This window comes from Promicromonospora kroppenstedtii DSM 19349 (genome assembly GCF_000515355.1).
GTDB classification, from domain to species: Bacteria; Actinomycetota; Actinomycetes; order Actinomycetales; family Cellulomonadaceae; genus Promicromonospora; species Promicromonospora kroppenstedtii.
Window position 1 is genome coordinate 29,430 of the sequence record NZ_KI911760.1, and the last position, 203, is coordinate 29,632.

Annotated in this window: 1 pseudogene; it reads right to left on the reverse strand. The window is 68.0% G+C overall.

The features are described 5' to 3' along the window. A pseudogene (locus tag PROKR_RS38315) lies at nucleotides 1-203 on the reverse strand (UDP-glucose 6-dehydrogenase); the annotation flags it as partial.

Below are 203 nucleotides of genomic sequence, written 5' to 3' on the forward strand. Positions count from 1 at the left end.
TAGGTGTTGGCGAACAGCTTGATCGCCTCGGCCTCGGTCGCGTCCGTCAGCAGCACCGGGGTGTCCTTGGTCAGGGCGCCTTCCAGCAGCAGGTCCGCGAACTGCTTGCCCCGCGGTCCGCGGTCACCGACCACGATCCGGGAGGGGTGCAGGTTGTCGTACAGGGCCCGGCCCTCACGCAGGAACTCCGGGGAGAACACGAT